This window comes from uncultured Succinatimonas sp., assembly GCF_905203285.1.
Taxonomy (GTDB): Bacteria; Pseudomonadota; Gammaproteobacteria; order Enterobacterales; family Succinivibrionaceae; genus Succinatimonas.
Genome location: NZ_CAJKVK010000157.1, coordinates 1 through 1,322 on the forward strand (window position 1 = coordinate 1; position 1,322 = coordinate 1,322).

Genomic DNA, 1,322 nt, shown 5'->3' on the forward strand with positions numbered 1-1,322 from the left:
TAACTATTTATTATTTAAGGGTTTTATTGTAAAGTGGCGCCTTCATTTTTAACCTAAGGATTAATTATGAATACGCAAAATGATAAAAATGAACGCAAAATCATCAACAGATTAAACGACGCTTTCTTTAAAAACCTCTTCGGCCGACCAGGACACGAGAAATATCTTATTTCTTTATTAAACTCCATGTTTGAAAGTGTTCCTAAAGGCAGACGCATCATTATCAATACGTTATCTTATTTAAACCGTGAAATCGATCCGATTACAGACAACGGCAAAGCGTGCCGTATGGATTTAATGGCTCAAATTGATGACGGCAGTATCATTGACATTGAAATCCAATTGCTCAACAGCTCAAGTAACACCATACGCAAGCGTACTCTCTATTATTTTTCCACGCTGTACGAAAGAGGAATTAAATCAGGTGATGATTATGCAAATTTACGACCGTGTATCATGGTTAATATCGTCAACTTCAAGCTTGATGAGGATGAAGAATTTCTAAGTCGTTATCAGTTAAGAAAATACAATCATGATAGAATTCTAAATGATGATATTGATTTCTTTTTCATTGAATTGCCCAAATGGCGCAAAATAAGTACAGAGAACAGCAGCAAAAGCATAAAGGAAAGTAATCGCTTAAACCGTTGGCTGACATATCTGACGGTAAGCGATCCAAAGCTTATAGCTGAACTGAAGGAAAACGATCCTCTCATTAAGGAGGCGATTATGTTTGAGAAAAAATATACCATGGATGATGCGAGCTGGTATGAATACTTAGCGAAAGAAAAGGCGTATCTCGATCAAAATTCCCGTGAGAACTGGGCTAAGAGAGAAAAAGAGGAAGCTCTGCAAGAGGGCATGAAAAAAGGAGCAAAAACAAATTTATTACAAAATATAAAAGGCTTGCTTAAATTCGGCATGGATGAAAACAGTATCAAAAAAGCATTAAATTGCACGGATGAGCAGATACAGGAAGCCAAAGCTCAATAAATATGACCTTACAGCAATAAAATAAATACCTTAAGGCTCAATTTAAGCGGAGATAATAAGCACATGGCAATATTGAGAAATACAATTTATGATGAACGTTTTTTTGAAGATTTAATGCGTAAAAAAGAATATCTTGATCAAAATTCCCGAGAAAACTGGTTCAAGAGGGAAATAGAAGAAGCTTTTCAAAAAGGACTAGCTGAAGGTCGCGAAATAGGACGTCTACAGGTCTATGCAGAGGAGGCAAAAAAAACATTACTGCAAAATATAAAAGGCTTGCTTAAAATTGGTCTTGATGAACAAACCATCAAAAAAGGATTAAATTGCAC

The 1,322-nt window shown here is 35.4% G+C and carries 2 protein-coding genes; both read left to right on the plus strand.

What is annotated here, in order from left to right; all coding sequences use genetic code 11:
* Positions 1 to 66 precede the first annotated feature (66 nt).
* Positions 67 to 993 carry an Rpn family recombination-promoting nuclease/putative transposase gene (locus QZ019_RS09805; RefSeq protein ID WP_295484647.1) on the plus strand — a complete coding sequence of 309 codons (927 nt, stop codon included), beginning with the start codon at positions 67 to 69 and terminating at the stop codon, positions 991 to 993.
* 63 nt (positions 994 to 1,056) lie between these two features.
* Positions 1,057 to 1,322 (plus strand): hypothetical protein (locus QZ019_RS09810; RefSeq protein WP_295484648.1); only part of this gene is annotated, 266 nt, incomplete at its 3' end.